Genomic DNA, 23,073 nt, shown 5'->3' on the forward strand with positions numbered 1-23,073 from the left:
GCCAGCGCAACCAGCAGCATCAGCCGGCTGCGCAAACTGTTCAACCGAAATCGACCCTTACTACGGCCCAACCCAGAAGTCATTGTTATCTTTACACTGCCTTGTAGGCATCACCAAAGTCTATGATCCTGCAGATGCCGTCGCGCAGCGTTGCCACGTCGTCGGAAATGTAGCCCAGGCGGATAAAGCCCGGTACGCCCAGCGCCTCGCCGGGCATGATGGCCACTTTCTTCTCTTCGATCAGCCGCTCGGCGAAGCCGACGGTGTCCATCGTCAGGCTGCGCACGTCTCCCCACAGGTACGGACCGGAGGCCGGCGCGTGCATGACGATCCAGGGGACCTCGGCAAACAGCCTGACCGCCAGATCGCGCCGCTGGCGGTATTCCGCCATCATCTCGTGGGGCGCGCCGGTGGCGAAGGCAACGTCGGCCGCCACCTGCGACAGGTGGGGCGCGGCGGCCGTGATCGGACCCTGCAGCGTCTGCATCGCGTTGACCACTTCGGCAGGGGCCAGCGCGAAGCCGACCCGCCAGCCCATCATGGCGTAGCTCTGCGAGGCCGAGAAGATGGTGATCACGCCGATCTTCCGCCAGTCGCACGAGGCCGCCAGGCTGACGTGTTCGCCGTCGAAGATCAGGTGCTCGTAACTCTCGTCGACGATGACCTTTGCCCCAATGCGTTCCACCCAGGCACGAATGTGTTCCAGTTCGCCGGGAGTGTACACCTTGCCGGTCGGGTTGTGCGGGTTATTGATGATGACGACCCTGGGCGTTTCCAGGCTTTCCAGGAACTGTGGCGTGATCGCGTCGGGCAGGTCCGCCAGGATGGGACGCAGGCCCAGCAGCTGGGAAGTGGCGACGTAGGCCGGCCAGTGCGGCTTGAACACCAGGACGCTGTCGCCGGCATTGGTGATCGTGTACAGGGCTTCGTACAGCGCCTGCTTGGCGCCGTTGGTGACGATGATCTCGTCGGGCGTGGCGTCGATGCCGTTTTCCTTGGACAGCTTGGCGGCAAGGCGGGCGCGCACGTCGAGCGCGCCGACCACGCTGGTATAGGGCATGGTGCGCTCGCGTTCGACCGCGGCGGCGACCGCGTCGAGCACGGGGCGCGGGGCCGGGAAGTGCGAGATCGCGATCGAGAAATCGATGACCGGCACACCTTCCGCGCGCAGGCTTTCCACACGCCCGTGCATGGCGGTGGTCGCAAGAGGGCGGGAGTTGGCGATCCTGGCCGATATATGCATTCTGTGCTGCCTCCGTAACTGTCTGATATTGCTGAGATTTTTACCGTCGTACGGTAGAGTGTTTCCTGATTGTACTAGTTTTAAAAATTCATGACGCACGGGACACATATGTAACTGACGGGCAATCTTGGACGAGAACCAGGGGTGCGCGAGCGCCGCGCCGCGGCCGTTTCTGGTACGGTGAACTTGACCACATCCTTGTTGGAGCAAGCCATGCATAACCCCATCGTCCGTACTTTCAAGCAGCTGGCCTCGGCCGAGCAGGCGCGCCAGGAACTGCTGGCGGCCGGCGTCCCGGCCGACGACGTCAAGATCGACGTCCTCATTTATGAAACCGGCGCCGTCCAGGGCAATTTCACCGTGGGCGACAACCCGCAAGTGAAAGGCAAGACCGCCTACACCCATACCTACGCGCCGACGGCGCAGGACGACGTGCGCGACTGCATGATCGTCGTGAACGCGCTCGAAGACGATCTGGCGGAGCGGGCCGAGGCCATCCTCGAGCGGCACGGTGCGCTGGACCCGGATCCGGCGCACCGGCACTGAACAGAGCGACCAAAGTTGTACCGTTAATTACGGTATGGTATTTTCGAAGTACGGATTCCTTTACTTCAGCATGGATTCCCGCCTCCGCGGGAATGACGACTGAGCGGAGAATTAATGAGCGCCATCCACCTCGAACCCAGCGACGCCCTGCTCATCATCGACATGCAGGTCGACTTCCTCCCCGGCGGCGCCCTTGGCGTCGAGGCCGGACACGAGGTCGTCGCGCCGATCAACCACCTGATCGAACTGTTCCGCGAGCAGGGACTGCCGATCGTCGCCTCGCGCGACTGGCATCCGGAGAATCACTGTTCCTTCGCCGCCCAGGGCGGGCCATGGCCGCCGCATTGCGTGGCCGGCACGCCGGGCGCCGAGTTCACTGCCGAACTGGCGCTGCCGGACGACGCCATCGTCGTCTCCAAGGCCGATACCGCGGCGCTCGACGCCTATTCGGCCTTCAACGGCACCAGCCTGGCCGGCGAGCTGCGCGCGCGGGGCGTCGCACGCGTCACCGTGTGCGGCCTGGCCACCGATTACTGCGTGCTGAACACCGTCACCGATGCGCTGGAAGAGGGCTTCGACGCCATCATCGTGCCCGAGGCCATGCGTGCGGTGGATGTGGAGGCGGGCGATGGCCGGCGTGCGATGGACCGCATGGTGGCGCGTGGCGCCGTGCCGGTGCGTCTGGGCGAAGTGGGGATGACCGCTCTGTCGGTCGCTTGATCGGTGCGTGGGCACCCCGTGCCCACGCGGAATTACGTTAACGTCACGCGCAGAAGGAAGAGTTGGCCAGCCACGTCGGCGCCGTGCTCCTTGCGCAGCACGGCCTCGCGCGTCTCGACCACCTCGAAGCCGGCCGCCGCCGCACAGGCGCGCACGTAGGCGGGCGCGTGCGCGAAGCGGTTCGAGGCCGTGATCGCGTAGCCGGCGCCGCCTACCTCGGCGGATGCCAGCGACTCCACCGAAAACGCGAACCAGCCGCCGGCACGCAGGGCGCGCGCGATGCCGCCGAACAGCGGCGCCAGCTCGCCCAGGTAGACCAGCACATCGGCCGCCAGCACCAGATCCCATTCCGCCTGCCGGCCGTCCAGCCAGGCCACAATGTCGGCGCAGGCCAGCTCGTCATACAGCCCGGCCTCGCGCGCCTTGTCAAGCATTTTCTCCGACAGGTCGACCCCGGCCAGGCGCCGCGCCAGCGGCCGCAGCAGGGGCGCGCACAGGCCGGTGCCGCAGCCGAGATCCAGCGCCGAGTCCAGCGCCGGCTGCGGCCCCAGGTGGGCCTGCAGCAGCCCGATCAACAGTTCCGGCGTGCGGTAGCCCAGCACCCCGACCAGGTGGCGGTCGAAGTGGCCGGCGTACTGGTCGAACAGGCCCTTCACGTAGTCGGCCGGCGCCGAGGAAGGCAGTTCGCCTTCGCCCAGTGCGGCCAGCGCGAAGGCGATGCCGGCCGGGTCGGCGCCCAGCTCGCGCGCGCGGCGGTAGGCCTGCACGGCATCCTCGCGGCGGCCCAGCGCGCGCAGGACGTTGGCGCGGTAGTGCTCGGCCATCGCGTAATCGGGGCGCAGCTGCAGCGCCTGCTGGTAGCTGTCCAGGGCCTGCTCAAGCATGCCGGACTTCTTCAGCGCGGCGCCGCGTGCGCACCAGATTTCCGCCTGCTGCGGCGCTGGTGCGGCCGCGAGGGCGCGGTCGTAGGCCGCCACCGCTTCCAGGAAGCGCTCCAGCGCCTGCAGGGCATTCCCGAGCGCCTGCAGCGCATCCGCATAGCCGGCGCGTATGCTGAGGGCCTGTTCGGCGCTGGCGGCGGCATCGGCATGGCGGCCGAGGTCGTTCAAGACGATGGCGCGGTGGCACCAGGCTTCCGGATAGCCGGTCTGCAGGGCGAGGGCGCGCTCGTAGCTGTCGAGGGCTTCGGGCTGGCGGCCCAGGCGGCGCAGGGTGTTGCCGCGGTTGTTCCAGGCCAGCGCATAGCGCGGGTCGAGGCGCAGCGCGGTCTCGTAGCTGTCGAGGGCGGCGTCGAGCTGGCCAAGGTCGTTCAGGGCCGCCCCCAGGTTGGCATGGGCACGCGCCTGTTGCGGGTCGATCCGCAGCGCCGCGCGGATCAGGTCCACGGCGCGCACCGAGTCGCCGCGCTGGCGCTCGATTACGCCGCTCAGGTGCAGGGCGTCGAACTGGTTCGGATCGAGGGCCAGCACCTGCCCGTAGAGCGCGTGCGCCTGCTCCAGCCGGCCCTGCTGGTGCAGGGCGACGGCCTGGCGGAGCAGGGCAGCCAACTCCACGTTCAGCTCCAGCTGAGGTCCGCGTTGGACAGCGGCAGCTCGCGCACGCGCTTGCCGGTGGCGGCGAAGATCGCATTGCAGACGGCCGGCGCCAGCGGCGGGAACACCGGTTCGCCCAGGCCCGTGACCGGATAATCGGTCTTCAGGAAGTGGGTTTCGATTTTCGTGGGCGTGTCCGGCATGCGCAGCAGCGGGTAGTCGTGGAAGTTGCTCTGCACGATGCGGCCCTTCTCGACGTTCAAGGCCGGGTACATCAGCGTCGACAGGCCGTCGATCACCGAGCCCTGCACCTGGTTCTCGGCGCCGGACAGGTTGACGATCTGGGCGCCGATGTCGGTGACCACCACCACGCGGTCGACCTTCAGCTGGCCTTCCTTCGATACGCTTACCTCGGCCACTTCGGCCACATAGCCGCGGTGGCTGAAGTGGAAGGCCACGCCCGCGCCTTGCCCGCGCGCGAACTTGCGCTTGCCCCAGCCGGACTTCTCGGCCACGGCCTTGAGCACATTGCGCATGCGCGCCACGTTGTAGGGCACACCGCGTTCGCCGGTGCCGGCCACCATGTCCTTGTCGCCCAGGATCTCGAGACGGAACTCGATCGGATCCCGGCCCGCCGCATGGGCCAGCTCGTCGATGAAGCTGTGGAAGACCCAGGCGAACACGTTCGAGCCCGGCGCGCGCCACGGTCCCATCGGGATGCGGCATTCGAGCGGGGTCTGCTCCAGCAGGCAGTTGGGCGCCCAGCGGCCGGGGAACTCGTCACCGGACAGGTTGCCGCCACTGCCGGGCTGCAGCACGCTGTTGCTGGTGCCGTCGCTTTCCTTCTTCTCGATGCGGTTGGCGAAGGTGACGAAGTGGTTGTGCCAGGCCACCAGCTTGCCCGCTTCGTCGACGCCGCCGCGCAGGAAGTGGAAGCCGCCGGCGCGGAAGTGGTCGTGCTGCAGGTCGTCTTCGCGCATCCAGGTCAGCTTGACCGGCGCTTTCACCTTCTGAGCGATGGCGACAGCGTCGACGATGAAGTCCGACGACAGCCGGCGTCCGAAGCCGCCGCCGCTGCGCGTGATGTGCAGCTCGATCTTCTCTTTCGGGATGTTGAAGGTGCTGGCCACCAGCGCCTGGCCGGCGCCCGGGTTCTGGGTCGGCGCCCACAATTCGATGCTGCCGTCCTTCGGATCGACCGAGGCGGTGCAGTTCTGCGGTTCCATGCTCGCGTGCGAGATGAAGGGATAGACGTAGGCCGCTTCCACGGTGCGGGCGGCCCCGGCCAATGCCGTTTCGACGTCGCCGTCGCGGCGCATCGTGGCGGCGCCCGGCTGCTTGCTGGCCGCCTGGGCCTGGGCCAGGAAGCCCGACCAGCTGTGGTTCGCGCCTTCGCCTTCGTCCCATTGGACCACCAGCTTCTTGCGCGCGCGGATCGCGTTCCAGGTGCTGTTGGCGACGATCGCCACGCCCGGACGCAGGCCGTTCAGGTTGTCGGTGCCTTCGACGATGAAGGCATCCTTCACGCCCGGCATGGCCTTGATGGCCTCCAGGTTGGCCGACACCGGGCGGCCGCCCAGCACCGGGCACTTGACGTAGACGGCGTACAGCATGCCGGGCAGCTGGACGTCGATGCCGAACAGCGGCTTGCCCGCGACGATCTTGTCGTTGTCGACGCCGCCGACGCGGGTGCCGAGCAGTTTATAGCTGGCGGGATCCTTCAGCTTGACGCCTTTCGCATCCGGCACCGGCAACCTTGATGCCGCCTTCACCAGCTCGCCGTAGCCGAGACGGCGTTTCGAGGCATCGTGCAGCACGGCGCCGTGCTCGGCGCGGCATTCTCCCGCCGGCACGCCCCAGGCCTGGCTTGCAGCCTGGACCAGCATGGTGCGCGCGGTGGCGCCCAGGCGGTGGAAGTTCTCGTAGTTGGTCGGCGTCGAGGTCGAGCCGCCGGCGCCCTGCGAGCCATAGGCCGGGTTCAGGTCGCCCTGGACCACGCGCACATCCTTCCAATCGACTTCCAGTTCTTCCGCGATCACCATCGGCAGCGAAGTCTTGATGCCCTGGCCGATTTCCGGCTGCTTGGACACCAGGGTGACCGTGCCGTCCTGGGCGATGCGGATGAAGACGTTGGGCGAGAATTCGGCGCCGGCCGCATTGCCGGCGGCCTTGTCCTGGCCCTGGGCGAGGGCGGCGATGGCGCCGTTGCCGAAGACGCCGAGCGCCAGCAGCGAGCCGCCGGCCGCGGACTGGCGCAGGAAGCTGCGGCGCGCATTGGAAACCGGCGCCGATGTCAGGTCGTCGTGGCGGGCGCTCATTTCTTGCCCTTTCCGGTCGATGCAGTCGATGCACTCGATGCGATGTCGGCCGCGCGGCGGATGCCGGCGCGGATCCGCACATAGGTGGCGCAGCGGCACAGGTTGCCGGCCATGGCCTCGTCGATCTGGGCGTCGCTCGGGCGCGGATGCTGCTTGAGCAGGGCGCAGGCGCTCATGATCTGGCCGGACTGGCAGTAGCCGCACTGGGGCACGTCGAGTTCCTGCCAGGCTTGCTGCAGCGGGTGGGCCGCCCTGGCGTCCAGTCCCTCGATGGTGGTGATCTTGCGCTTGCCGATGCTGGAGACCGGCAGCTGGCAGGCGCGCGCCGGCTGGCCGTCCACGTGCACAGTGCAGGCGCCACAGGCGCCGACGCCGCAGCCATACTTGGTGCCTACCAGGCCCATGGTATCGCGCAGGGCCCACAACAGGGGCGTATCGGCCTCGACGTCCACGGCTTGCGCCTTGCCGTTGACGTTCAACGTGTATTTACTCATGTCTCCGCTCAATGTCCGCTTGTTTCCGATGATGAATTGCCAGAACATAACGCCCAACATCCTAAACCAAAGCGGGCCGTCAAGACCAAGGATTTATGGATGCAGTTTCGATAATCTGTCACACTGACAGCACAAAAGGAGAAGCGGATGATCGATCTGGATCCAGGCGTCGTCCAGGCCAGCGTCGCCCGGCATGAAGGCAGGCATGAGGATGCACTGGGTGTGCTGATCGGCCTGTTCGCGCGCGTCTGCAAGGACGAGGCGTTTGCCGCCAATAACATGTTCATCGTGATGTTCGAATGGCGCATGCTGTGCGAGGTGCATGCGCCGGCGCGCGCTGCCCTGGCCCGCGCACGCGACGCCCAGGTCCACCAGCTGCTGGGCGGCGATACGGATTTCCGCTCGGGGCGAATCTATCCGAACACCCGCTTCCAGTTCATTGCCGACCTCAACGACACGCTCGCAGATCCACAGTCGACCCGCGACCTGTTCGTGCAGATGGAAAGCGCGATGCCCGAAGCCGCGCGTGAGGCGGCCTGGACCGCCTTGCCGGCCCTGGTCGAGGCCGGCGACTTCGAACGCGCGGAGCGCTACCTGCCCGAGCCCCTCGCGCGCATCGAGGAGCTGAACGCCTTGGCCGCGAAGCTGCCGCTATTTCCCCCACATGGCGCGGCGCCGCGGCTGGCGGCCGAGCTGTCCAATACCATGAAGGACTTGCGGCTGTGCGTCGCGACCCTGGAAGGGCTGGGACGGACCGGCGAAGCGGCAGATTTGCGCAGCGCTGCGCTGGCGCGGCTGGGTTCCGACGAGATGCGCGAGCTCGGCGGGCGCGAACTGGCCGAGCCGGGCGCCATTCACCGTGAGAACGCCGCCCGCCAGATGGCGCAGGAGGGAAAGGGCAGGCACCTGCACATCGTTCAAAGCCCGCCGGGATAGGTCTCGGGCGGCTCTTCCGAATGCCAGCCGCCGCCCGCGTCGAGGGGCGTGACCGCCGTGGTGCGGTCGATGTGGATGACGGCGTCGAACTGCACCGCCATCTGGGCCGAAAAGTAATGGCTCTGGCGCTCGGTGCGCGGCAGATAGATGACGCCGATCGCGCGCTCCAGGCGGCGCTGCATCAGGGCTTCGCGGGCGGGATTGTCTCCGCGCAGGGGGAGCATGAAGCGCTCGATGCCTGTGCTGTGCAGCAATTCCTCGTAGCTGCCGGGCATGCCGGGGCGCACCTGCTTGTGCTCGGCCGGGCCATCCCATTCCGAGGCCGCCGTCACGAAGCCTTCATAAGTCGAAAAGCCGATCAGGCGGGTCTGGCCATCGTAGGCCTTTCGCGCCAGTTCGCCGACGTTCCACTCGCCCAGCTCGCCGACCTCGGTGGCACGGGCGTCGCCGATGTGGGAGTTGTGTTCCCAGACGACGATCTTGGCCGGCTCGCCGTCCTTCGACAGATGCTGGGCCAGGGCTTCCAGGGTCTCGGCCATGTGGCTGTCGCGCAAATTCCAGGACGAGACGCGGCCGCGGAACATGGTCCGGTAGTATTCCTCGGCATTCTTCACCAGCCGCGCGTTCTGCTGGGCGTGGAAGAAGGCGTCGGCGCTGCCGTCCTTCTGCGAATACTCGTAGGCGCGCTGCTGCAGCTGGTTCAACTGCTCGATCACGCCTTCCTCGCAGGAGGCGGACAAATTCATGTTGGCCGAGTAGCCGTAGTGCTGGCTGTCTTCGTAATAGTGGTCGAAGCAGGCATAGCGCTCGCGCGCCACCCTGGCCGCCTGCGGATCGACCTTGTCGAGGTAGGCCAGCACTTCGCGCAGCGAGGTGAACAGGCTGTACAGGTCTAGGCCGTAGAAGCCGACCTGCCTGCCTTCGGCCTGCTGTTGATTGTGCTCGCGCAGCCATTCGACGAAGGCGGAGACGTCGGTGTTCCGCCACATCCAGTTCGGGAAGCGCTCGAAGCCGGACAGGGCGGCGTTGGCGTCGCCGTCCTCTCCCTGGCCGCGCACGTAGCGGTTGACGCGGTAGGCATCCGGCCAGTCGGCTTCGACGGCCACGGCATGGAAGCCTTTTTCCTCGATCAGCCTTTGGGTGATCCGCGCGCGTTCCTCGTAGAACTCGTGGGTGCCGTGGGTGGCTTCGCCCAGCAATACGAAGCGGGCGTCGCCGACCAGGTCCAGCAGTGCGTCGTAGTCGCGCGGCCCGCCGCCCAGGGGGAGGGCGGCGGCGCGGATGGCGTCAACGGGATCGAGAGTCGCCATAATGCTCAGCGCGGAGTCGCTGCCGGTTTAGTGCAGGAAGCGGCTGGTCCAGCTGGACTGGGCCGCCTCGCGCGGCATGGAACCGCGCTCGATGAAGGCCCGCATGCGCGCCAGGTCCTCGTCCATCTTGGACTTCGGATCGGAACCGAGCAGCAGGGCCAAGCCATGGCCGAGGGCGCCGGCCGGCGGGGTGTAGGACATGCGCACGGTGACCAGGGTGCCGCCGCGGTGGCGCTCGAACTGGATCGAACCGCTGTTCGGGATCTCGGCGCCGGCTTCGCTGCGCCAGGCCAGGCGGTTCGGCCGGCTCTGCTCGGTCAGCACGGAATTCCACTCGAACTTGGAGCCGCCCGGACCCTTCACGCTCCAGTGGGAGCGGCGGTGACCCAGGTCGCGCACCTCGGTCACGTGCGACATGTAGCGCGGGAAGTTCTCGTAGTTGGCGAACTGTTCGAAGACCTCGTCCGGCGATGCTTCGATGTGGATGGTCTTCTCGAAGTCAATGGTCTGGTCCATGCTCAGCTTGTGCGCCAGGTCCTTGCTCATGCCGAGACCGGCGGCGCCGCGGCCCGCCAGCGCGCGCAGCGGCTGGTTGGCGGCGCTGCGGGCCAGCAGGGCGGCGCCGGCGAGGCTGAGGACGGCGCCCATCGGCGAACGGCGCATCAGGCCCATCAGTGCCAGCAGGCCGCCACCCACCAGCGCGGTGTTGCGCATGGTCGGGCTCCAGGCGCCCTGGCTGTCGCCGCGCACTTCCTCCGCCACGCGCTTGCCGAGGAGGCCGGCGCTCTTGCGGGTGTCGTCGTAGAAGTCGGCGGCAGTGTCGGCGGCGCGGCTCACGGCCTTGCTCACGCTGTCGCGCGCGTTCGAATACGTGTCGCTGTCCCTGGCATCGTCGGCCAGGTCGCCGGCGGCGCTGGAGGCGCGGCTGAACACATCCTTGGCTTTCGAGATGGTGCTCGAGATTGCCGAGCCGATGCTGCCGTCCGGTTTGGCCGCTTCGATGGCATCGTCGGCGGCTTCGCCGATGTGGCTGCCGGCGCCACGCCAGACATTGCCGAGGGCGCTGGAAGTTCGCGTGCCGGCGTTGCGCACGGCGGCGGCCGACTGGGCGCGGCGTTCGCCGCCGCGGTCGGGGTCGAGCATGTACATCAACAGGGCGCCGGCGGCGGCGCCGCCCAGCCATTTGGCAAGTTCAAGCCCGGTGTCCGTCGTCGTCGTGCTTGTCGTCGGCAGTCGTTGCATGATTCGGTCCTCCATGTGGTTGTTGTCGTTCGGCCGTCCGCGCATGCCAGGCGTCGGCCAGCAAATCCTGCACTTCCTCGTCGCTGGTCTGGTCGAAGGCGTCGTACCACTGTCCCACGGAGCGGAACAGGGGCGGCGCCGACAGGCACACCAGGCGGTCGACCTCGGGCTCGAGCATGGCCAGGGTCTGCGGCGGCGCCACCGGCACCGCCAGCACCAGCTTGCCCGGGTCCAGGCCGCGCGCCACGCGAATCGCCGCCAGCATGGTCGAGCCGGTGGCGACGCCGTCGTCGACCAGGATCGCCGTGCGCCCGGCCAGCGCCAGCGGCTCGCGCGCGCCGCGGTAGGCACGCTCGCGCCGCTCCAGTTCCTCCAGCTCGCGCTGCGTGACCGCCTCGACCTGCCCGGCTGTTACGCCCAGCAGGCCGGGCACGCCCGGCTGCAGCACCCGCACGCCGCCGCTGCCGACCGCGCCCATGGCGTATTCCTCGCGCCCCGGCAATCCCAGCTTACGTACGAGAAGAATATCGAGTTCGATTGCGAGCCGCTGTGCGATGGCGAACCCAACTGGCACGCCGCCGCGCGGCAAGGCCAGCACGATCGCATCCGCGCGCCCCGCGTACCCGCGCAGATCCCGGGCCAGCAGTTTGCCGGCCTGGGTGCGGTCCTTGAAGCGGCGATACTCGGCCATGCCTTGCTGCGCTCCCGCTGCCTGGCAGCTCACTGGATGGTCAGGCGCTTTGCCGCGCCACCCTGTTTCTTGGGCAGCGTCAGCATCAGGATGCCGTTCTCGAGCTTCGCCTCGGCGCCGGCGTCATCGACCTCGGACGGCAGCGTGAAGCTGCGCTGGTACCTGCGCGTCGAACGTTCAGAATACACCACCTGTTCGCCCTGACGCTGTTCGTTTGCCTGTTGACATTCTCCCTCGATAGTGACGCGCTGGCCGTCGATCGAGACCTTGAGATCGTCCTTCTTGACGCCCGGCAGCTCGGCCTGCACTTCGAAGCTTTTCTCGGTCTCGCTGACGTCCAGGCGCGGCATGGCCAGGCCATCATCGGTCCAGCGCCCGGCCTGGGCCAAGGGTGCGAAGAAATCCTGGAACATGTTCTCGACCATGCGGCCGAACTGCTCGTCGATGGGGCCGCCACGCATGGTGGAGAGTGGGCTGTTGCCTCTGCGGATCAGGTTCATGATGACCTCCCTTTGTAATGGATGAATCACATGGCGGACGATGCAAAGCATGCCGCCACTCCTTTTTTATAGGGCGGACGAAAACCGATTTCAAGCGGAGCGGAAGCAATTTTGACGCCCGCCAGCCGGCGGGCGCACGGAGGGAATCTTGCGGGTCAGGCGAGATTGCGGGCGTGGAAGCGCAGGTGGTCTTCGACGAAGGTCGAGATGAAGTAATAGCCGTGGTCGTAGCCGGCATGGCGGCGCAGTTCGAGCGGCTGGCCGGCGGCGCGGCAGGCTTCCTCCAAGGCTTCCGGATACAGCTGCTCGGCGAGGAATTTGTCGGCCAGGCCCTGGTCGACCAGGATGCCGTCCGGGAAGACGGCGCGGCCCGCATCCTTGATCAGCTCGCTGGCGTCGTGGGCGCGCCAGGCCGCCTGGTCGGCGCCGAGGTAGCCGCTGAAGGCCTTCTGGCCCCAGGGGCAGCGGGTCGGCGCGGCGATCGGCGCGAAGGCCGAGACCGAACGGAACAGCTCGGGGTGGCGCAGCGCCAGGGTCAGTGCGCCATGCCCGCCCATCGAATGGCCGAAGATGCCGACCCGTTGCGGATCGACGGGCAGGCTGGCCAGCACCAGTTCGCGCAGCTCGAGGATGTAGCTCTCCATGCGGTAGTGACGGGCCCAGGGCTCGACGGTGGCGTCGAGGTAGAAGCCGGCGCCCACGCCGAAGTCCCAGCTGTCGGTCTCTCCGGGGATGCCAGCGCCGCGCGGGCTGGTGTCGGGCGCGACCAGGACCATGCCCAGCTCGGCGGCCACGCGCTGGGCGCCGGCCTTGATCATGAAGGTTTCTTCGGTGCAGGTCAGACCGGCCAGGTAGAACAGCACCGGCAGCTGCTTGCCTTCGGCGCCGGGCGGCAGGTAGACGGAAAAGCGCATCGGCAGGCCGATCGCGCTGGAGGCGTGCTGGTAGAAGCGCTGGACGCCCCCGAAGCAGGCGTGTTCGCTGAGCACATTTAATTGGGCAAGCTCGGTCATGTTTCTTCTCTCGTCAGGTGAGCAATAACGCAAGTATGCCGCCTATGCGCGCGCCGTGCACGGCGGCGCTCACATTACACGGGCTGGTGCAAGGCGCCCAGGGCAAGGCGCACCGGCGAAGACAGTACGCCAGTACGGCGAGCCGGTGCAACGCCGGCATGGGCGCCTTACACCAGCCCGAAGCCGCCGAGGAGAGCGCCGGCCGCTAGAACCCACAGCAGGTGCAGCTTGGTACGCCAGATCACGACGCCGGCCGCGACCGCCAGCAGCGGCAGGCGCCAGCCTGCGGCGCCCACCGAGCTGCCGAGGATCCAGGCGGTCGACAGCAGCAGTGCGATCACCACCGGCGCCATGCCCTGCTTGAAGGCGCGTACCGCGCGCAGCTCGCGGTTGCGGTGGCCCCAGCGCGCGGCCGTGTAGGTGATGATGGTGGAAGGCGTCATGATGCCGACCATGCTGACCAGCACGCCGAACAGGGCGGCGCCGACGCTGCCCGCGTTCATGCCGACATGCCAGCCTATCAGCGCGACGAATAAGACGTTCGGACCGGGCGCGGCCTGGGCCAGGGCGATGGCGGCGTTGAACTGCTCCGGGCTCAGCCAATGATGCTGCTCGACCAGGAAGCGGTGCATTTCGGAGGAGGTGGAGATGGCGCCGCCGATCGACATCATCGACAGCAGCAGGAAATGGCCGAACAGATTCAGCCAGTCGGACCAGGCCAGGGCCAGGTGCAGGGTCTCGGGCGCCGGGCTCATGCCTTGAGCCTGCGCCAGGTGAGGATGCAGCCGAGGCCGCCGAGCCCCAGCAGCACATATAAAAGAGGACATTTCAGCAGCGCCACCAGCACGAAGCCGGACGCGGCGATGGCCACGCACCAGGCCATCGGCAGCGGGCTGCGTTTCAGGGCCACGGCCAGCTTCAGGCCGGCGGCGCCGATCAGGCCGGCCGAGACGGCGGCCATGCCGCGCAGGGCGCCGGCGACTTGCGGGTTGTCGGCGAAGCTGTCGTGCAGCACGGCCAGGCCCAGCACCAGCACCAGCGGCAGGGCCAGCAGCCCGCCGAGAGCGGCGAGGGCGCCGGGCAGGCCAAAGTAGCGTCCGCCTATCATCAGCGACAGGTTGACCACGTTCGGGCCCGGCATGATCTGGGCCACGGCCCAGTCCTCGATGAATTCTTCCTGGCTCAGCCAGCGCTTGCGCTCGACCAGTTCGCGCTGGACGACGGCGAGCACGCCGCCGAAACCCTGCAGGGCCAGCAGCGTGAAGGAGATGAAGAGATCGGACAGGGATTGCGGGCGGTGCGCAGAAGCGGGGTCTGCTGGCGATGGCTGCGGCGGTATGCTCATGGCACGATTATCGCGCCGGCATAGCCTCCCTGTCCATGCGGAGAGCTACTTAGCCGCCGCCGATGCCGCGCATCACGCGGCCTGTGCCTTCGCATTCCGGGCACTGTTTGCCATTGTCGAGCTTGCCGCTGCCGCCGCAGGTCTCGCACAGGTCCTCGCCCGCGCCCGGGGTGCCGGGCTCGGCTTCGTCGCCCGGTTTCAGGTCGGGATCGGGAGTCGTGGTCATGGGGTCCTCGCTGGTGATGGATGTCGGGGCCATTCTAGGCCGGGCGGCGCGGGGACGGCGCACGCGGTCGCGCTGGCGGCAAAATTTGTCTTGACTTAAGGATGTGCGCGCCGATACTGCACTTGCGGCAATCGGCCGCGATCATGAAACGGGAGGACCGATGAACCAGATTCGCACCAGCCAGCGCCAGGATGCGCACCGCCGCGAGATCGTCGACCGCGGCATTGCCCTGCAAGGCGATTCCGGCACCGTGTCGGCCGTTGAATTCCTGCGCTCTCAGGACATTGCCGCCGCAGTTATTGAACGGGTGCTGGGCGAGCCGGAACGTCGTCGTGCTTGTGTTGCCTGAGCCTTTCTTGGGCACACTGGTTATGCACAAAAGTTTCCAGCGCACATCTTGCAAAAATATTTGAATTGTGCGCGTCTTGACTTCGTAAACCATTGATTTTGTGGTCTTCACACGCTGCACGTGCAATGTGCAACTTGTTGAAAGCCGCATCAATCCTTGCTTCCCGCATGTCAAGGGGGTGTTTTTCCACATGCTTGTCCACAGATTTTGTGGATATCTGGACAAGCCCGGCAATAGATGGGACTTGCGTAACTCTACTGGATAAATGTACAGTTCTGTCATCATCAGAACTGTCGTCCCATGCCCGATACCGTCGATCCCAGTTGCCAGGAAGCCGAGCCCGCGCTCGCCGATCCTTACGCGTCCCTGAACCCCGAACAGCGCGCGGCGGTCGAGCATGACGTCGGCGCGCAGGCGCCGCGGCCGCTGCTGGTCGTTGCCGGCGCCGGCTCGGGCAAGACCAATACGCTGGCGCACCGCGTCGCGCGCCTAATCCAGTCCGGCGCCGATCCGCAGCGGATCCTGCTGCTGACGTTTTCGCGGCGCGCCGCCAACGAGATGGTGCAGCGCGCCGGCGGCGTCCTGCAGCGTGTCCTCAAGACCTCGAGCCAGGCGGTGGCCGCGCTGCCCTGGGCCGGCACCTTCCACGCCATCGGCGCGCGCCTGTTGCGCGAGTACGCGGGGCGGATCGGACTGGAAGCCTCCTTCACCATCCACGACCGCGCCGATTCCGAAGACCTGATGGGCATGGTGCGCCAGGATATCGGCCTTACTGGCGGCCAGAAGCGGTTTCCCTTGAAAGGGACCTGCCTGGCGATCTACTCGCGCGTGGTGAACAGCCGCGATACGCTGGGCGAGGTGCTGCAGTCGACCTTCCCCTGGTGCAGCGAGTGGGAAGAAGAGCTGAAACGCCTGTTCGGCGCCTACGTGGACGCCAAGCAGGAGCAGAACGTGCTCGATTACGACGATCTGCTGCTGTTCTGGTCCGAGATGGCGTCCGACCCGGAACTCGGGCCGGAGCTGGGTGCGCTGTTCGACCACGTGCTGGTCGACGAATACCAGGACACCAACCGCCTGCAGGCCGCCATCATCCAGGGCATGAAGCCGGACGGGCAGGGCGTGATGGTGGTCGGCGACGACGCCCAAAGCATTTATTCCTTCCGCGGCGCGACGGTGCGCAACATCCTCGACTTCCCGCAGGCCTTCTCGCAGCCGGCGCGCACGATCACGCTGGACCGCAACTACCGCTCGACCCAGCCCATCCTGGATGCCTCGAACGCGGTGATCGCGGCGGCGCTGGAGCGGCATGCGAAGACGCTGTGGACGGACAAGGTATCGACAGCGAAGCCGCAGCTGGTGCTGATCCCGGACGAAGCCGAGCAGGCGCGCTGGGTCTGCAACCGCGTGCTGGAGCAGCGCGAAGCGGGCACGAAACTGACGCAGCAGGCGGTGCTGTTCCGCGCCGCCAGCCACAGCGCCGCGCTGGAGCTGGAGCTGGTCCGCCGTAATATCCCCTTCGTGAAATTCGGCGGCCTGAAGTTCCTGGAGGCGGCCCACATCAAGGACATCCTGGCGGTGCTGCGCTTCGCCCAGAACCCGAGCGGGCGCCTGGCCGGCTTCCGCGTCGCCCAGCTGATCCCCGGTATAGGCCCGGCCACCGCGGCGCGCCTGCTCGATGCGGTGGCCGAGGCCGCCGAACCGACGGCGGCAGTGGAAGCCTTCGAGGCGCCGGCCCGCGCGCTGGGTGACTGGGAACCCTTCGTGGCCCTGTTCAAGCGCCTGCGCACGCCGGGACTGCGCTGGCCGATGGACATCGAGCTGGTGAAGGACTGGTATCTGCCGCACCTGGAGCGCCTGTACGACGACGCCCCGGTGCGCACGGCCGACCTCGAACAGCTGGTGCAGCTGGCCGGCGGCTACGGTTCGCGCGAGAGCTTCCTGACCGAGCTGACCCTGGACCCGCCCGACGCCACCAGCGACCGCGCCGGCCCGCCGCTGCTGGACGAGGACTACCTCATCCTGTCGACCATCCATTCGTCCAAGGGGCAGGAGTGGAAGTCCGTGCACGTGCTGAACGTGATCGACGGCTGCATCCCCTCCGACATGGCGACCGGCAGCGCGGAGGACATCGAGGAAGAGCGGCGCCTGCTCTATGTGGCGATGACGCGCGCCAAGGAGCAGCTGCACCTGGTGCTGCCGAACCGCTTCTTCATCAAGCAGCAGGCGCAGATGGGCGACCGCCATGTGTACGCCCAGCGCACCCGTTTCATCAGCCCGGCCATGCTCAAGCATTTCGAGGAATGCAGCTGGGTGAATGCGGAGACGCCGCACAGCCGCAAGCCGATGCCGGACGAAGTCAGGATGCTGGTGCGCGAGCGGGCAAGAAACGCGTGGAAATAGGCCGAAAACAGGCTAGTCCGAATGAGTTATCCCCCGTGTCCTACACGTGTAGGAATTTGCCTCATAGCCATATCCTGCACAAAACTAGGGCTCGTGTAAGTCATTGATTTATATAAGCTTAAAATTTGCCTGTTGAACGGGCAATTTGTTGAAACCCGCATCAATACTGCGCTCCCGGCTTGTCAAGAGGCGCTTGTCCACACAGTTATCCACATTTCCTGTGGATATGAAAATAAAAGCTGAGGAATCAAGGATTTAGGCGCTGATCTTGAGAAAGGTCTTAGCATTTTCGTAAGGCCAATTCTTCTGGCTGGCTATGGTTTCGCGGCTAGTTCTTATGAAAGAAAATTTCACCACGAGCTAGTTGCTGAAAGATTCTTTCACTGCTGCAAAGCTTCGCGCAGGCGGCGCAGCGCATCGAGTGCGCCGGCAGCGATGCCGACATCACGCGGCAAAGGCACTTCCGGCTCGCGTGGATTGATCCGGATTAGCGGTGCGCCCAGGCTTTCCCCCATCCGCCGCACCGAGGGCACATCAGTGCCGGCGCCCAGCTCGATCACGACCAGGCGCTGGGCCTGCCTGAGCCAGGCTTCGAAACGGCCGTACTGGGCATCGGTGCGCGCGTCCAGCCAGCTGCCGTCATTGAACATCAGGACGTTCGGCCGCGCCAGCGCGCCGCAGCGGGGGCAGGCGGGCAGGGGCGAGTGCATCAGGCAGTCGGCAGGGTCGATCTCGGGCTGGACCGCATCGGCGGGCCAGATGGCGTCATGGCAGGGCCGGCTGCACTGCAGGTGGTGGATCGAGCCATGGCATTCGACCACCTGCGCATCGCTGAAGCCGGCGCGCTGGAACTGGCCATCGACGTTGCTGGTGAAGACGAAGACGCCGTGGGTCAGTGCCTCGCCCAGTTCGCGCAGAATCGCAAAACCCTCGTGCGGCGCCGTACTGCGGTACAGCGCCAGCCGGTGCCCATAAAAACCCCAGGCCAGCTCCGGATGCCGGGCAAAGCTGCGCGGATTCGCGATCTCGACGAAGCGGATGCCCAGCCTGGCCAGCGGCGGATAGGCTTTCCAGAAGCCGTGGTCGCCGCGGAAGTCGGGCAGGCCGGAATCGACGCCCATGCCGGCGCCGGCGCCGATCAGCAGGGCGTCGGCATCGCGCAGCAGGCCGGCGGCGCGGGCGATCGCGGCATCCAGGCCGGCCTCAGCCATGCGCCTCTCCCGCATCGATGCGCTGCTTCAAATGGTCCAGCTCGAGCAGGAAGCGCTCGGCCGCGACGACAGGCGGCCAGGGCTCCCACGGCCGGCAGCGGTAGCGCCCGGCCAGCGGGTCTTCTTCCAGCACGGCGGCGCGGATTTTCAGGGTGTTCCACACTTCCTCCACCTTCCAGCCGACCACGTGCACGGCTTCCGTCGCGGCGGCCAGGCGGTCGGCCAGCTTGTGCTTCGCGTGTTCGGTGGGCGTCCAGGCCGGCAGGCCGTAGCGCAGGAAGACCATCTGTTCCAGCCGCTGCGTGAGTTCCTTGAAGCCTTCGCCGAGGAAGGGTTTCAGAGGCGAGACGGCGTCGAAGCCGAGCAGGCCTTCCTCGGCATCGTGCAGCAGTTCGCGCAAGGCGACGACCGGGTCCAGCGGCTCGGGAGAGGCAAGCTGGCGCAGCAGCATCACGCAGATCGAATGCTGGGCCACGGACAGCGGCAAGGGCCAGGCCGAGTGGCCGCCCCAGCGGTAGGTGCGCGCGAGGCCCAGGGCCAGGTCGGCGTCGTCCCAGTCGAAGGGAGTAGGATTGAGCAGGTCGAGGCGCTTGCCGGAAGGCATGCGAACCCAGGCGCGTGTCGTCATGCGGGAATTCTACATTGATATGGCCGAACACCCGCGGCCGGGCGGACCGTACACTTGACTGCTGCGCGGACCATGGGAGGACGGATGAGCGAGCATTCACGACGCATCGATTGTGACGTACTGGTGGTGGGTGGCGGGATCAACGGCGCCGGCATCGCGCGCGACGCCAGCGGGCGCGGCTTGCGCGTGGTCCTGTGCGAAAAAGACGACCTGGCCCAGCACACATCCTCGGCCTCGAGCAAGCTGATACACGGCGGCCTGCGCTACCTCGAGCAATACCACTTCGGCCTGGTGCGCAAGGCGCTGGCCGAGCGCGAGGTGCTGCTCAAGAGCGGCCCGCACATCATGCGCCCGCTGCGCTTCGTGATGCCGCACGCGCCCGGCGTGGGCATGCGGCCGGCGTGGATGATCCGCGCCGGCCTGTTCCTCTACGATCACCTGGCGCACCGCGATTTCCTGCCCGGCTCCGAGGAGCTGTCGCTGCGGGACGACCCGGCCGGGGCGCCACTGCAGCCGCATTTCAGCCGCGCCTTCGCCTATGCCGACGCCTGGGTCGACGATGCCCGGCTGGTGGTGCTGGCCGCCGTCGATGCCCGCGAGCGTGGCGCCACCGTCCTCACGCGCACCCGCTGCACCAGCCTCGTGCGCGAGCCCCAGCGCTGGGTCGCGGCCCTGCAGGGCGCCGACGATGCGCTGCGCGTGCACGCGCGCTGCGTGGTGAATGCGGCCGGTCCGTGGGCCGCGAGCTTCCTGGGTACGGCCACGCCCCAATCCACGGCGCGCAGCCTGCGCCTGGTAAAGGGCAGCCACATCGTGGTGCCGCAGCTGTTCACGCACGACAGCGCCTACATCCTGCAGCAGCCGGACGGCCGCATCGTCTTCGCGATACCCTACGAAGGCCGCTTCACCCTGGTCGGCACCACCGACGTGGATTACCAGGGCGACCTCGATAAAGTAGCGATCGGCGATGCGGAAGTCGACTACCTGTGCGATGCCGTCAACCGCGCCTTCATGCAGCGGATCGGGCCCGAAGACCTGGTGTGGAGCTATGCCGGCGTGCGGCCGCTGATCGGGGAAGACGGGGGCGACTCTTCCGCCAGCGCGTCGGGCGCCAGCCGCGATTACCGCCTGGAGACCGACCGCGACGGCGCGCCGCTGCTGTCCGTCTTCGGCGGCAAGGTGACGACCTTCCGCAAGCTGGCCGAGCAGGCCGTGGACTGGATCGCGCCGGCGCTGGGACGGCGCGTGCCCGGCTGGACGGCGCAAGCCTGCCTGCCAGGGGGCGATCTGTTCGGCCGCCAGCCCAGCGCCCGCTCGGTGCGCGACTTCGAGGCCTGGACCCGCACCCGCCAGCAGCAGTACGCCGCATTGCCGCCCGAACTGGTGACCCGCTATGCGCGCGCCTATGGCAGCCGGCTGGGGGCCATGCTGGGCCATTGCCGCGGCCGCGCCGACCTCGGCGAGGAGATCGTGCCCGGGCTGTTCGAGGTCGAGGCCGACTGGCTGGTGAAGCATGAGTGGGCGCAGACCGCCGACGACATCCTGTGGCGGCGCACCAAGCTGGGGCTGCACGTGCAGCCTCACCTGCGGGCGGACGCCACGCAGCGCCTGGATGCGTGGCTGGCGGCGCGGCGCAATGCCGCCGCGCCGGCCACCGTCATGCGAGCCCTGGAGTAAAGGCGGTGTCGCTCAGCCGCCGTTCTGCTGCAGCCAGGCGTCGATTTCGGGCAGGCGCGCCGCATTGGTCTTGATGCGGTCCTGGATCGACGCGATCGCCGCATCGACGTCGCCGCGCGAGCTCGGCGCCAGGTTGGCCTGTCCATAGCCCTTCAGCTTGACGATCGTCGCCGGGTTCGACGAGCCCATGGCCAGGCGCGCGAAGTAGCGGCTGCGCGAGCTGGCGTCGACGCGCTGGTTGATCTTCTCCACGTTCGCGAGCGCGAAGTCGAGCGCCATGTCCGGATAGCGCTGGGCCACCGCCGAGATCATCGCCGCGCTGTTGGTGAGGCCCGGCTCGTCCGTCAGGGCCATGTCCAGCGCGCGCTGGGCCAGCGCCTTGTCTTCGGCGATGGCCAGCAGCGCGTACAGGCGGTCGCGCAGCAGCGGATTGGTCTCCGCGCGGGCGCGGGCGTGCAGGCCGTCCCAGGTGACGGCGTCGGCATGCTGGGCGACCACCGCCAGCACCGTCTTGCGCAGCGGGCCCGGCACCGCGGCCGGGTCCTTGTCCATCGCGGCGTAACGGCGGCGCGCCTCGGCGATGACGGTCGGGTCGCCCAGTTCGCTCAGGGTGTCGATCAGCTGCTCGCGCAGGTTGGCGATGGCGGAGTCTTCGCCGCTGCGCGCTTCCCAGCCGGTCTGCGCCATCACCGGCGCCAGGCGGGCGATCGCGAAGGCGTCCAGGCGCTGGCGGCGCGCCTTGTCGTCGCTCATGTCACCTTTCATGCGCCAGTGCAGGCCCTCGAACACGTGGCCGATGCGGCTCCAGACTTGCGGATCGGCGCTCACCGGCGTGGCCTTGACCAGGTCCAGCGCGCTCGATGCCGGCTGCAGGCCGGCCAGGCCCAGCGAAGTGCTGTCCGACAGCAGGCCAAGCTGGTCGATCGGCGCCAGCGTGGCGAAGGCCTGCGCCAGCTGGGCGAATTGCTTCGGCGCGTACAGGGTGCGGTAATAGCCGCTCTGGCCGGCGTTGACGATCACCGCGCCGCAGCCCGGCAGCGTAATCGTGCCCTTGCCGCCGGAAACCAGCGTGGACGCCTGCTTCGTGTTGCCCGCGACTTGCGCGATCACCGGCACGCGCCAGGCCAGCGGCTTCTTCTCGGGCTGGTCGCGCGAGAACTCGCCCTGAGTCAGCGGCACGCTGGTGGCGCCATTCTTGCACACCGGTTCGCCGACGCGGATCAGCGGCACGCCCGGCTGCAGCGTGAAGTCGTGGGCGATCGCCGTGACCGGTTTGCGGGCCGCCTTCTCGATCTGCTTCCACAGGTCGTCGGACACGGTATTTCCGTAGGCGTGGGCCTTCATGTAGCTGCGCACGCCGCTGCGCCAGGCGTTCTCGCCCACGTAGGCTTCGAGCATGCGGATTACCGCTTCGCCCTTTTGGTAGGTGATCTCGTCGAAGGCCTGGTTGGCCTGCTCGACGGTCTCGATGTGCTGCACCACCGGGTGGGTGGTGGCCACCGAGTCGCGCTGCATGGCGCCGTCGCGGCTGGCGACCGCGCCCAGGCGGGTATTCCATTCCGGATGCAGGCGCTGCGTCATGCGGCTTTCCATCCAGGACGCGAAGCCTTCGTTCAGCCACAGGTCGTCCCACCAGCGCATCGTGACCAGGTCGCCGAACCACTGGTGCGCCATCTCGTGGGCGGCGGTGGCGAAGATCTCCTGGCGGTCGTGCTGGGTCGAGCTGGCCGGGTCGAACAGCAGCGCGTACTCGAAGGTAAAGATCGCGCCCCAGTTTTCCATCGCGCCGAAGAACTGGCTGCGGCCGGCGCCGGCGATGTTGTCCAGCTTGGGCAGCGGATAGCGCACGCCGAAGTAGTCGTTGTACTCGCGCAGGATGTCCTTCGACGAGTCCAGCGCGAAGCGGGCCTGGTCGATGGCGCCGCGGCGGGTCACCACGCCCAGTTCCGTACCCTCGACCTTCGTGGTGGCGCGCTCGAAGTCGCCGACCCCGAGGAACAGCAGATAGGTCGACATCTTCGGCGAGGTCGCGAAGCTGATCTTCTGGAGCCCATCCGGCAGCGTGGCCGTGCCGGCGGCCGGCATGTTACTGACCGCCATCTGGCCGGCCGGGATCGTGACGTTCAGCGAGAAGCTCGCCTTGTAGGCAGGTTCGTCCCAGGACGGGATCATGCGGCGCGCGTCCGAGTTCTCGAACTGGGTGTAGAGGGCGCGCTGCTGCTTGCCGTCGCTGCCTGGATAGTCGAGCGAGAACAGGCCCACGGCCTGGGTGCCGATCACGCCGCTGTAGTCCAGCGTGAGCTTGTAGAGGCCGGGCGCGAGCGGCTTGTCGACGCTGAAGGTGGCGGTCTGGGCTTCTCCGTTGATGCTGGCCTTCGCAGTCTGCGCGGCGCCGCCGGCGGCCGGGCTCAGGCTCGCTTCCTTGAAGCTCAGGTCGGCCGCGTTCAGCGTGATACTGCTGGTGGCCTTGCTGACCTGGAGCGTAATGACGGCCCTGGCCGTGAAGCGCCCGTTGGCGGCGTCGGGCGTCAGCGCGATATCGTAATGGCTGGGGATCACGCCGCGCGGCAGCTGGGTGGTCGCTTCCTGGCTCGCTGCGGCCTTCGTGGCCGCGGCAGCTTGATGAAGGGGGAGGGTCGCGAACGCGAGGGCGACGGCGGCGGAGATCAGGCTGCGGTGCATGGTGGACCTA

Annotated in this window: 21 protein-coding genes; 6 read left to right on the forward strand and 15 right to left on the reverse strand. The window is 67.5% G+C overall.

Annotated elements, in window-relative coordinates; all coding sequences use genetic code 11:
- Nucleotides 1–91 precede the first annotated feature (91 nt).
- Entirely contained in the window at nucleotides 92–1,243 is a 1,152-nt protein-coding gene (locus tag AC07PE_RS09375; RefSeq protein ID WP_498763510.1) for a pyridoxal phosphate-dependent aminotransferase, read from the reverse strand.
- 213 nt (nucleotides 1,244–1,456) lie between these two features.
- Between AC07PE_RS09375 and AC07PE_RS09380 the strand changes: the two genes are divergently transcribed.
- Together AC07PE_RS09380 and AC07PE_RS09385 are read left to right on the forward strand one after the other, a co-directional pair.
- Nucleotides 1,457–1,789, forward strand: a complete 333-nt coding sequence (locus AC07PE_RS09380) for a hypothetical protein (RefSeq protein WP_498763512.1) — start codon at nucleotides 1,457–1,459, stop codon at nucleotides 1,787–1,789.
- Between the two features lie 114 nt (nucleotides 1,790–1,903).
- Entirely contained in the window at nucleotides 1,904–2,509 is a 606-nt protein-coding gene (locus AC07PE_RS09385) for an isochorismatase family protein (RefSeq protein WP_498763514.1), read from the forward strand.
- Nucleotides 2,510–2,541: 32 nt separating this feature from the next.
- Here AC07PE_RS09385 and AC07PE_RS09390 read toward each other — a convergent pair whose 3' ends face one another.
- Genes AC07PE_RS09390 through AC07PE_RS09400 form a run of 3 tightly spaced genes read right to left on the reverse strand, consistent with a single transcriptional unit; the run spans nucleotide 2,542 to nucleotide 6,853 of the window.
- Nucleotides 2,542–4,056 carry a tetratricopeptide repeat protein gene (locus AC07PE_RS09390; protein ID WP_498763516.1) on the reverse strand — a complete coding sequence of 505 codons (1,515 nt, stop codon included), beginning with the start codon at nucleotides 4,054–4,056 and terminating at the stop codon, nucleotides 2,542–2,544.
- An 8-nt stretch (nucleotides 4,057–4,064) separates the two neighbouring features.
- Nucleotides 4,065–6,359, reverse strand: a complete 2,295-nt coding sequence (locus AC07PE_RS09395) for a xanthine dehydrogenase family protein molybdopterin-binding subunit (RefSeq protein WP_498763518.1) — start codon at nucleotides 6,357–6,359, stop codon at nucleotides 4,065–4,067.
- Nucleotides 6,356–6,853: a (2Fe-2S)-binding protein gene (locus AC07PE_RS09400; protein WP_498763520.1), complete on the reverse strand. Its 498-nt coding sequence runs from the start codon at nucleotides 6,851–6,853 to the stop codon at nucleotides 6,356–6,358. The genes AC07PE_RS09395 and AC07PE_RS09400 overlap by 4 nt, the downstream gene beginning before the upstream one ends.
- A gap of 147 nt (nucleotides 6,854–7,000) precedes the next feature.
- On the opposite strand from AC07PE_RS09400, the gene AC07PE_RS09405 reads away from it, so the two are divergent.
- Nucleotides 7,001–7,789, forward strand: a complete 789-nt coding sequence (locus AC07PE_RS09405; RefSeq protein ID WP_498763522.1) for a hypothetical protein — start codon at nucleotides 7,001–7,003, stop codon at nucleotides 7,787–7,789.
- Here the strand turns inward: AC07PE_RS09405 and AC07PE_RS09410 are convergent.
- From AC07PE_RS09410 to AC07PE_RS09445, 8 genes are all read right to left on the reverse strand, one after another.
- On the reverse strand, nucleotides 7,771–9,099 hold the full coding sequence (locus AC07PE_RS09410; RefSeq protein WP_498763524.1) for an erythromycin esterase family protein: 1,329 nt from the start codon (nucleotides 9,097–9,099) through the stop codon (nucleotides 7,771–7,773). The two genes, AC07PE_RS09405 and AC07PE_RS09410, sit on opposite strands and share 19 nt — an antisense overlap.
- Nucleotides 9,100–9,126: 27 nt before the next feature.
- On the reverse strand, nucleotides 9,127–10,341 hold the full coding sequence (locus AC07PE_RS09415) for an SRPBCC family protein (RefSeq protein ID WP_498763526.1): 1,215 nt from the start codon (nucleotides 10,339–10,341) through the stop codon (nucleotides 9,127–9,129).
- Nucleotides 10,292–11,032, reverse strand: coding sequence for a phosphoribosyltransferase (locus AC07PE_RS09420; protein ID WP_498763528.1), 741 nt, complete (start codon nucleotides 11,030–11,032; stop codon nucleotides 10,292–10,294). Before AC07PE_RS09420 ends, AC07PE_RS09415 begins: the two co-directional genes overlap by 50 nt.
- A 29-nt stretch (nucleotides 11,033–11,061) precedes the next feature.
- The gene (locus AC07PE_RS09425) at nucleotides 11,062–11,532 is read right to left on the reverse strand and encodes an Hsp20/alpha crystallin family protein (RefSeq protein ID WP_498763530.1); all 471 of its coding nucleotides are present in this window, start codon (nucleotides 11,530–11,532) and stop codon (nucleotides 11,062–11,064) included.
- 155 nt (nucleotides 11,533–11,687) lie between these two features.
- Nucleotides 11,688–12,545, reverse strand: a complete 858-nt coding sequence (gene fghA / locus AC07PE_RS09430; RefSeq protein ID WP_498763532.1) for an S-formylglutathione hydrolase — start codon at nucleotides 12,543–12,545, stop codon at nucleotides 11,688–11,690.
- A gap of 167 nt (nucleotides 12,546–12,712) precedes the next feature.
- A complete protein-coding gene (locus tag AC07PE_RS09435; RefSeq protein ID WP_498763534.1) occupies nucleotides 12,713–13,300 on the reverse strand; it encodes a chromate transporter in 588 nt (195 codons plus the stop codon).
- Nucleotides 13,297–13,890, reverse strand: a complete 594-nt coding sequence (locus AC07PE_RS09440; protein WP_498763536.1) for a chromate transporter — start codon at nucleotides 13,888–13,890, stop codon at nucleotides 13,297–13,299. Before AC07PE_RS09440 ends, AC07PE_RS09435 begins: the two co-directional genes overlap by 4 nt.
- 49 nt (nucleotides 13,891–13,939) lie before the next feature.
- Nucleotides 13,940–14,116 (reverse strand): hypothetical protein, encoded by a 177-nt coding sequence (locus tag AC07PE_RS09445; RefSeq protein ID WP_498763538.1) that lies wholly within the window; start codon nucleotides 14,114–14,116, stop codon nucleotides 13,940–13,942.
- Nucleotides 14,117–14,276: 160 nt separating this feature from the next.
- Here AC07PE_RS09445 and AC07PE_RS09450 point away from each other — a divergent pair, with 160 nt between their 5' ends.
- Together AC07PE_RS09450 and AC07PE_RS09455 are read left to right on the forward strand one after the other, a co-directional pair.
- Nucleotides 14,277–14,465, forward strand: a complete 189-nt coding sequence (locus tag AC07PE_RS09450) for a hypothetical protein (RefSeq protein ID WP_498763540.1) — start codon at nucleotides 14,277–14,279, stop codon at nucleotides 14,463–14,465.
- Nucleotides 14,466–14,765: 300 nt separating this feature from the next.
- On the forward strand, nucleotides 14,766–16,865 hold the full coding sequence (locus AC07PE_RS09455) for an ATP-dependent helicase (RefSeq protein WP_498763542.1): 2,100 nt from the start codon (nucleotides 14,766–14,768) through the stop codon (nucleotides 16,863–16,865).
- 380 nt (nucleotides 16,866–17,245) lie between these two features.
- Here the strand turns inward: AC07PE_RS09455 and AC07PE_RS09460 are convergent, their stop codons facing one another.
- A complete protein-coding gene (locus AC07PE_RS09460; protein WP_498763544.1) occupies nucleotides 17,246–18,076 on the reverse strand; it encodes an SIR2 family NAD-dependent protein deacylase in 831 nt (276 codons plus the stop codon).
- Complete coding sequence (locus AC07PE_RS09465) at nucleotides 18,069–18,704, reverse strand: phosphohydrolase (protein WP_498763546.1); 636 nt, start codon at nucleotides 18,702–18,704, stop codon at nucleotides 18,069–18,071. Before AC07PE_RS09465 ends, AC07PE_RS09460 begins: the two co-directional genes overlap by 8 nt.
- 84 nt (nucleotides 18,705–18,788) lie before the next feature.
- Between AC07PE_RS09465 and glpD the strand changes: the two genes are divergently transcribed.
- On the forward strand, nucleotides 18,789–20,381 hold the full coding sequence (gene glpD / locus AC07PE_RS09470) for a glycerol-3-phosphate dehydrogenase (protein ID WP_498763548.1): 1,593 nt from the start codon (nucleotides 18,789–18,791) through the stop codon (nucleotides 20,379–20,381).
- A 12-nt stretch (nucleotides 20,382–20,393) separates the two neighbouring features.
- On the opposite strand, the gene AC07PE_RS09475 is transcribed toward glpD, so the two are convergent.
- Nucleotides 20,394–23,063: a M1 family metallopeptidase gene (locus AC07PE_RS09475; RefSeq protein WP_498763550.1), complete on the reverse strand. Its 2,670-nt coding sequence runs from the start codon at nucleotides 23,061–23,063 to the stop codon at nucleotides 20,394–20,396.
- Between the last annotated feature and the right edge of the window lie 10 nt (nucleotides 23,064–23,073).

The organism is Telluria sp. GW821-FHT07G12, from assembly GCF_059418525.1.

Bases quoted from the DNA above. Each gene is read 5' to 3' on its own strand.
- AC07PE_RS09375 (WP_498763510.1), bottom strand. From the start codon at position 1,243: ATGCATATATCGGCCAGGATCGCCAACTCCCGCCCTCTTGCGACCACC.
- AC07PE_RS09380 (WP_498763512.1), top strand. From the start codon at position 1,457: ATGCATAACCCCATCGTCCGTACTTTCAAGCAGCTGGCCTCGGCCGAG.
- AC07PE_RS09385 (WP_498763514.1), top strand. From the start codon at position 1,904: ATGAGCGCCATCCACCTCGAACCCAGCGACGCCCTGCTCATCATCGAC.
- AC07PE_RS09395 (WP_498763518.1), bottom strand. From the start codon at position 6,359: ATGAGCGCCCGCCACGACGACCTGACATCGGCGCCGGTTTCCAATGCG.
- AC07PE_RS09400 (WP_498763520.1), bottom strand. From the start codon at position 6,853: ATGAGTAAATACACGTTGAACGTCAACGGCAAGGCGCAAGCCGTGGAC.
- AC07PE_RS09405 (WP_498763522.1), top strand. From the start codon at position 7,001: ATGATCGATCTGGATCCAGGCGTCGTCCAGGCCAGCGTCGCCCGGCAT.
- AC07PE_RS09410 (WP_498763524.1), bottom strand. From the start codon at position 9,099: ATGGCGACTCTCGATCCCGTTGACGCCATCCGCGCCGCCGCCCTCCCC.
- AC07PE_RS09415 (WP_498763526.1), bottom strand. From the start codon at position 10,341: ATGCAACGACTGCCGACGACAAGCACGACGACGACGGACACCGGGCTT.
- AC07PE_RS09420 (WP_498763528.1), bottom strand. From the start codon at position 11,032: ATGGCCGAGTATCGCCGCTTCAAGGACCGCACCCAGGCCGGCAAACTG.
- AC07PE_RS09425 (WP_498763530.1), bottom strand. From the start codon at position 11,532: ATGAACCTGATCCGCAGAGGCAACAGCCCACTCTCCACCATGCGTGGC.
- fghA (WP_498763532.1), bottom strand. From the start codon at position 12,545: ATGACCGAGCTTGCCCAATTAAATGTGCTCAGCGAACACGCCTGCTTC.
- AC07PE_RS09435 (WP_498763534.1), bottom strand. From the start codon at position 13,300: ATGAGCCCGGCGCCCGAGACCCTGCACCTGGCCCTGGCCTGGTCCGAC.
- AC07PE_RS09440 (WP_498763536.1), bottom strand. From the start codon at position 13,890: ATGAGCATACCGCCGCAGCCATCGCCAGCAGACCCCGCTTCTGCGCAC.
- AC07PE_RS09445 (WP_498763538.1), bottom strand. From the start codon at position 14,116: ATGACCACGACTCCCGATCCCGACCTGAAACCGGGCGACGAAGCCGAG.
- AC07PE_RS09450 (WP_498763540.1), top strand. From the start codon at position 14,277: ATGAACCAGATTCGCACCAGCCAGCGCCAGGATGCGCACCGCCGCGAG.
- AC07PE_RS09455 (WP_498763542.1), top strand. From the start codon at position 14,766: ATGCCCGATACCGTCGATCCCAGTTGCCAGGAAGCCGAGCCCGCGCTC.
- AC07PE_RS09460 (WP_498763544.1), bottom strand. From the start codon at position 18,076: ATGGCTGAGGCCGGCCTGGATGCCGCGATCGCCCGCGCCGCCGGCCTG.
- AC07PE_RS09465 (WP_498763546.1), bottom strand. From the start codon at position 18,704: ATGACGACACGCGCCTGGGTTCGCATGCCTTCCGGCAAGCGCCTCGAC.
- glpD (WP_498763548.1), top strand. From the start codon at position 18,789: ATGAGCGAGCATTCACGACGCATCGATTGTGACGTACTGGTGGTGGGT.
- AC07PE_RS09475 (WP_498763550.1), bottom strand. From the start codon at position 23,063: ATGCACCGCAGCCTGATCTCCGCCGCCGTCGCCCTCGCGTTCGCGACC.